Origin of the sequence: Azospirillum sp. B506, from assembly GCF_000333595.1 — a bacterium.
In the GTDB taxonomy this organism is placed as follows: Bacteria; Pseudomonadota; Alphaproteobacteria; order Azospirillales; family Azospirillaceae; genus Azospirillum.
In genome coordinates this window covers 1-5,398 of sequence record NZ_BADK01000546.1, presented here as the reverse complement: position 1 = coordinate 5,398, position 5,398 = coordinate 1, and the positions used below count along the sequence as shown (strand labels likewise).

Annotated in this window: 7 protein-coding genes and 1 pseudogene; 6 read left to right on the top strand and 2 right to left on the bottom strand. The window is 66.9% G+C overall.

What is annotated here, in order from left to right; all coding sequences use genetic code 11:
- Nucleotides 1–379, bottom strand: a 379-nt coding sequence (locus tag I71_RS16235; protein WP_042695887.1) for an SDR family NAD(P)-dependent oxidoreductase, incomplete at its 3' end; no start/stop codon positions are given.
- An 83-nt stretch (nucleotides 380–462) separates the two neighbouring features.
- Here I71_RS16235 and I71_RS16230 point away from each other — a divergent pair.
- The 3 genes from I71_RS16230 to I71_RS38315 all read left to right on the top strand — a co-directional run bounded on the left by I71_RS16230 (nucleotide 463) and on the right by I71_RS38315 (nucleotide 2,056).
- Nucleotides 463–1,278 carry a hypothetical protein gene (locus I71_RS16230; protein WP_042695886.1) on the top strand — a complete coding sequence of 272 codons (816 nt, stop codon included), beginning with the start codon at nucleotides 463–465 and terminating at the stop codon, nucleotides 1,276–1,278.
- 39 nt (nucleotides 1,279–1,317) lie between these two features.
- Nucleotides 1,318–1,680, top strand: a complete 363-nt coding sequence (locus I71_RS16225; protein WP_042695885.1) for a hypothetical protein — start codon at nucleotides 1,318–1,320, stop codon at nucleotides 1,678–1,680.
- Between the two features lie 208 nt (nucleotides 1,681–1,888).
- Entirely contained in the window at nucleotides 1,889–2,056 is a 168-nt protein-coding gene (locus I71_RS38315) for an RSP_7527 family protein (RefSeq protein WP_159107392.1), read from the top strand.
- 213 nt (nucleotides 2,057–2,269) lie between these two features.
- Here I71_RS38315 and I71_RS16220 read toward each other — a convergent pair whose 3' ends face one another.
- Nucleotides 2,270–2,662 carry a DUF983 domain-containing protein gene (locus tag I71_RS16220; RefSeq protein ID WP_042695884.1) on the bottom strand — a complete coding sequence of 131 codons (393 nt, stop codon included), beginning with the start codon at nucleotides 2,660–2,662 and terminating at the stop codon, nucleotides 2,270–2,272.
- 185 nt (nucleotides 2,663–2,847) lie between these two features.
- Between I71_RS16220 and I71_RS16215 the strand changes: the two genes are divergently transcribed.
- The 3 genes and pseudogenes from I71_RS16215 to I71_RS16205 form a co-directional block, all read left to right on the top strand.
- Nucleotides 2,848–3,828, top strand: coding sequence for an ABC transporter substrate-binding protein (locus I71_RS16215; RefSeq protein WP_042695883.1), 981 nt, complete (start codon nucleotides 2,848–2,850; stop codon nucleotides 3,826–3,828).
- Nucleotides 3,829–3,870: 42 nt separating this feature from the next.
- A pseudogene (locus I71_RS16210) lies at nucleotides 3,871–4,766 on the top strand (ABC transporter permease).
- On the top strand, nucleotides 4,763–5,398 hold a 636-nt coding region (locus I71_RS16205), incomplete at its 3' end, for an ABC transporter ATP-binding protein (protein ID WP_042695882.1). The pseudogene I71_RS16210 and the gene I71_RS16205, both read left to right, overlap by 4 nt.

Here is a 5,398-nt window from a genome sequence, read left to right as displayed (position 1 = left end):
CGAAATCCTGAGACAGCACGAAGGGCGCCCGCAGGTTGGCCTCCATATGCGCATCCCACGAGTCGCGGGTCACGTCGGCCATCTCGTCGCGCTCGAAGCGGGAAGCATTGTTGACCAGCAGGGTCAGCGGACCCAACCGCTCCGTGACCGCCGGCACCAGGGTCTTGACCTCCGCCTCCCGGTCGAGGTCCGCAGCAAAGGCCATGGCACGCCCGCCCGCCCGCTCGATCTCCGCGACGACGGTATCGGCCTCTGCCCGGGAGCTTCGGTAATGGACAGCCACGTCCCAGCCCTGCCCCGCCAGATCGAGCGCGATGGCCCGCCCGATGCGTTTGCCGGCCCCGGTCACCAGGGCCGTTTTCCTCTTGATCTCGACCATGGCGCCATAGGTACCTTGCCACCATCGCGGGTCAAGGGGTGAGAAGACCAAAAAGGCGAGCCAAACGGAGAGATGAACCGGCGATGTTGCGCGAAGCCTTCGAATATCTGACCACGCCTTGCCCGCCGCTGGCCCGTCGGTTCGGCTACCTGTCTGAAATGGTGGCGTTGGGCGCGCGTTATCGCCGGCAGCGGCGGGCATGGGCGCCGCATATCGCCGCCTGCCATCGTTTCGTCGATCAGGCGATGGAATGGGCCGCACCGGGCGGACGGGCACTGGTTGCCGGATCGGGGCTGCTGATCGAAATTCCGCTGCAACGGCTCGCCACCCGCTTCGACGAGGTGGTTCTGGTCGACATGCTGCACAGCCGCACCGTTCGCCGCCGGGTCGCCGCCCTGCCCAATGTCCGGCTGGTGGAGATGGATGTCAGCGGAGCGCTGGCTCCACTCGCCAAGGCTCTTGATATCCGCGCTCCGCTGCCGGCCGACTTCGAACCGCCGGTTCCGGAGGATGGTCCTTTCCGCTTCGCCCTGTCCTGCAACTTGCTGTCCCAGTTGCCGCTGCTGCCGCTGGAGGCAATGGATCGACAGGCCCCGACAACGCAGGCGGCAGATCGGATGGCTTTCGCACGGCGCATGGTCCGCGGCCATCTGTGCTGGCTGTCATCCATCGCCGAGCACGCCGCCCTGTTTACCGACATCGATGTTTCCTGGATCCATGGCGGCAGGGTGACGGAGGTGGAGGAGTCGACCTGGGGCCTCGCCCTGCCCGCTCCCGACATGTCCTGGCTTTGGGACATCGCCCCGGCGCCGGAACAGGACCGGCGGCACGACCTGCGTCACAGCGTCGGCGGCTGGTTCGATGTGCGGTCGGTGACGAGTGCGCTGCCGCCCTGTTGAGGGAACCGAAACCTCGACACAACACATCGGAGATCCCTCATGGCCACCAGCGAACGCAAGACCGACGGCCAGACCATCGGCATTGCCACCGGCCCAAGCGACAATGGCGGCATCGACGAGCGCGATATCCCGTTGGACATCCCGGAAACCCGCGATCATTTGGATGTGGACGAGCAGGTCGAGGGCTATCAGCGGGTCATCGGCCCGGGCACGGGCGCTCCGCTCGACCAGCCCGATGAGGATTTCGGTATTCCCGGCAGCGAGGAGGCCGGCGGTCTTGGCACCGGCCCGTTGCCGCCACGCCAGCCCGATCGTCCGCAGGGGCAAATAGGCGAGCGTGGCAATGACCGCGTCGTCTCCGACCGCAATGTCGCGGTGGATGGCGCACGGGACCGCGAGTAATTGCCGCTGGAGTCCATAGGTCGCACGTTCCTCGATTGATAACTCCGTTGATTGGGCAAGCTGATACGGAAAAGGTCGGGCGGTGTTGCGCGGACCGCGCTTCTTGAGACAGTGGCTCTGTCCTACCTTGAGCGGCAGAAGACGGGCAAGCCGTCGATGAACGCAAGGGAGTGGACGTCTCTCACCTCATGTCGAGAGTCCCAGAGCCATGAACACCCATTTCAACGAAGTCCGCGATCCCCGCAGCCACGACGAAATCATACTGGCAGCCCGCCAGATGCGCGCCGACTACCTGCGTGAACTGTTGGGTAAGCTTCGCACCAAACTGTTCGGCGCCCGTGCCGGCCACAGCACCGCCCTGCCGAGCACGCGCTGACGGCGGATGGCCCGCCGTCAGACAGAGTGGCTTCGACTGATACAGAATCGGCACCGCGCATGACCGCTCGGTGCCGATTCTACATCGTCAGAGACAGAAATCGATTCAGGCTTGGCCGGAAATATCGAAGTTGCGCCTCCCGGCCCTCCATCGGTTCAGCGCAACGGAATACGCACCGAAGAACAGCAGTTTCGATCCTGCGGAGAAATCCCGTCAACCGGCTCCTTCGCCATGCTCGGACCCCGGCGCACCGGTGCTCCACAGCAGGCCCAGCACCAGCCCCTTACAGCGCGGCAGCAGAAGTAGGGTCAACAGCACCGTCAATGACGGCCAGATCGTCAGATGCACCCAGGTCGGCGGCTCGTAGGTCTGTTCGACCGACAGCAGCGCGGGAATGACGATGTGTCCGACGATCAGGATCGTCATCCAGGGCGGAGCGTCGTCGGCGCGCAGATGGCCGTACGCCTCGCCGCAAGCTGAACAGCGATCGACCGGCTTCAGGAAGTTCCGCAGCAGCCGGCCGCGACCGCAATTGGGACAGCAGCCGATCAGACCGCGAAAGGCGGCGAGAAACTTCGATGGAACTGTTCCTGTCTCTGCGACCATGACCACTCCTTCCGTGCCGCCCACAATATAGGCTCTTCCCCAGCCGGCCGCACGCCCGATTGCGGACAGGCCGGTCACACAGCCGATCCATCCCGGTTCCGGACCGGTCTTGCTCATGCTGCCGAGTTGACGGCGGCGCCCGCGCGGTCTAGGGGAAGACCTTTGCGTTGCGGAGACCATAAGCCATGCCCTTCACCCGCCTGTTGTGCGCCGCGGCTGCTCTCGCCGTCGTCGTCGGTCCGATCGTCCTGCCGGTCCCGGCGCTGGCGCAGAGCAAGACCGTCGCCATCACCGCCATCGTCCAGCATCCGGCGCTCGACACCACGCGAGACGGCATCGTGGAGGCGCTGAAGGACGCTGGCTTCGTCCCGGGCCAGACGCTGAAGGTCGAATACCAGAGCGCGCAGGGCAACCCGGCCACCGCCGCCCAGATCGCCCGCCAGTTCGTCGGCTCCCGCCCCGACGTGATCGTGCCGATCTCCACCCCCTCGGCCCAGGCGGTGGCGGCGGCGACCCGCGATATTCCGGTGGTGTTCACCGACGTGACCGATCCGCTGTCGGCCCAGATGGTGAAGTCGATGGACAAGCCCGGCGCCAACATCACCGGCCTCTCCGACATGGCCCCGGTGGCCGAGCATGTCGCCCTGATCCGCGAGATCCTGCCGCAGGCCAAGCGCATCGGCGTGCTCTACAACCCCGGTGAGCCGAACTCCATCGTTCTGGTCAAGGCTCTGAAGGACGAGGCCGCCAAGGCCGGTATGACCGTGGTCGAGGCCTCCGTGCCGAAATCGTCGGACGCCCAGCCGGCGGTGCGCAGCCTCGTCGGCAAGGCCGATGCCGTCTATATCCCGCTCGACAACACCGTCGTCTCGGCGCTGGAAAGCGTGATTGCCGTCGGCCAGCAGGCCAAGCTGCCGATCTTCTCCGCTGACACCGACAGCGTCGCCCGCGGAACGGCAGCCTCCATCGGCTTCGACTATTTCCAGGTCGGCAAGCAGACCGGCGCCATCGTCGCCCGCGTCCTGAAGGGCGAGAAGCCCGGCGACATCCCGGTCGCGCTGGCCAAGGGCACCGATCTGTTCGTCAACCCAAAGTCCGCCGCCGCCATGGGCGTCACCCTGCCCGACGGGGTGGTGAAGCGCGCGACAAAGGTGGTCGGGCAGTAAGGCTTCCCCCTTCGAAGCCCTCACCCGAGCAAAAGCACCGCAATGAGCGAAATCGCCTTCTTCGGCGCCATCGAGATCGGCCTCGTCTATGCGCTGGTCGCCATCGGCGTCTATCTGTCCTTCCGCATCCTCGACTTCCCCGACCTGACGGTGGACGGTAGCTTTCCACTGGGGGCGGCCGTCTGCGCGGTGCTGCTGATCGCCGGGGTCAACCCGTGGCTCGCCAGCCTCGGCGCCGCGCTGGCCGGTGCGGCGGCCGGGCTGGTCACAGCGATGCTGAATTTGCGGTTCAAGATCCTGCATCTGCTCGCCAGCATCCTGACAATGATCGCCCTGTTCTCCGTCAATCTGCGGGTCATGGGCCGGCCGAACGTCGCGCTGCTGATGCAGGACACGGTGCTGACGCCCTTCTATGGGCTGGGAATCCCCGACCACATCGTCCGTCCTCTGGTGGTTGGCGCCATCGTCACCGTGGTCGTTCTGCTGCTCTCCCGCTTCCTCGCCAGCGAGTTCGGGCTGGCGATGCGGGCGACCGGCGTGAATGCGCGGATGGCGCGGGCGCAGGGCGTCAACACCGACGCCCATGTCTACGCCGGCATCGCCCTCTCGAACGCGCTGGCCGGCTTGGCTGGCGCCCTGTTCGCCCAGACCAACGCTTTCGCCGACGTCACCACCGGCATCGGCACATCGTCGTCGGGCTGGCCGCCGTGATCGTCGGCGAGACGGTGCTGCCCGCCCGCGCCCTGGCTCTGGCGCTGGTCGGCTGCGTCGCCGGCTCGATCCTCTACCGCCTTGCGGTGCAGCTGGCGCTGTCGGCCGATGCCATCGGTCTGCAGGCCTCCGACCTCAATCTGGTGACCGCGGTCCTGGTCGCCGTCGCCCTGATCCTGCCGCGCCTGAGGGCGAAGGCCGGCCGTAGCCCGAAAGCCGCCCGATGATCGTTGTCGAGGACATCCACGTTACCTTCGGACGTGGCACGCCGCTGGAGAAGCACGCGCTGCGCGGCGTCGACCTGACCATCCCGGAGGGGGAGTTCGTCACGGTCATCGGCTCGAACGGTGCCGGAAAATCGACCTTCCTCGGCTCGCTGGCCGGCGACGTGCTGGCGGAGCAGGGGCGCATCTCCATCGACGGCACCGACGTCACCCGCTGGGACACGCCGCGCCGCGCCGGTCTGGTCGCCCGCGTCTTCCAGGACCCGATGGCCGGCAGCTGTGCCGCCCTGACCATCGAGGAGAACATGGCGCTCGCCGCCGCACGGGGACGACGCCGCGGCCTGGGGCTGGCTTTGGGCAGCGACCGCCGCCAGGGCTTCCGCGACCGTATCGCCGCGCTCGGGCTGGGGCTGGAGAACCGGCTGCACGACCGCATGGGCCTGCTGTCCGGCGGGCAGCGTCAGGCGGTCAGCCTGCTGATGGCGACCCTGGCCGGCTCCAAGATCCTGCTGCTGGACGAGCACACCGCCGCCCTCGACCCCGCAACCGCCGATTTCGTGCTCGATCTGACCCGGCGCATCGTCCGCGACAACCGGCTGACCACGCTGATGGTCACCCATTCGATGCGGCAGGCT

Excerpts from the sequence above, each read along its gene's own strand:
- I71_RS16230 (WP_042695886.1), top strand. The coding sequence starts at position 463 with ATGTTGCGCGAAGCCTTCGAATATCTGACCACGCCTTGCCCGCCGCTG.
- I71_RS16225 (WP_042695885.1), top strand. The coding sequence starts at position 1,318 with ATGGCCACCAGCGAACGCAAGACCGACGGCCAGACCATCGGCATTGCC.
- I71_RS38315 (WP_159107392.1), top strand. The coding sequence starts at position 1,889 with ATGAACACCCATTTCAACGAAGTCCGCGATCCCCGCAGCCACGACGAA.
- I71_RS16220 (WP_042695884.1), bottom strand. The coding sequence starts at position 2,662 with ATGGTCGCAGAGACAGGAACAGTTCCATCGAAGTTTCTCGCCGCCTTT.
- I71_RS16215 (WP_042695883.1), top strand. The coding sequence starts at position 2,848 with ATGCCCTTCACCCGCCTGTTGTGCGCCGCGGCTGCTCTCGCCGTCGTC.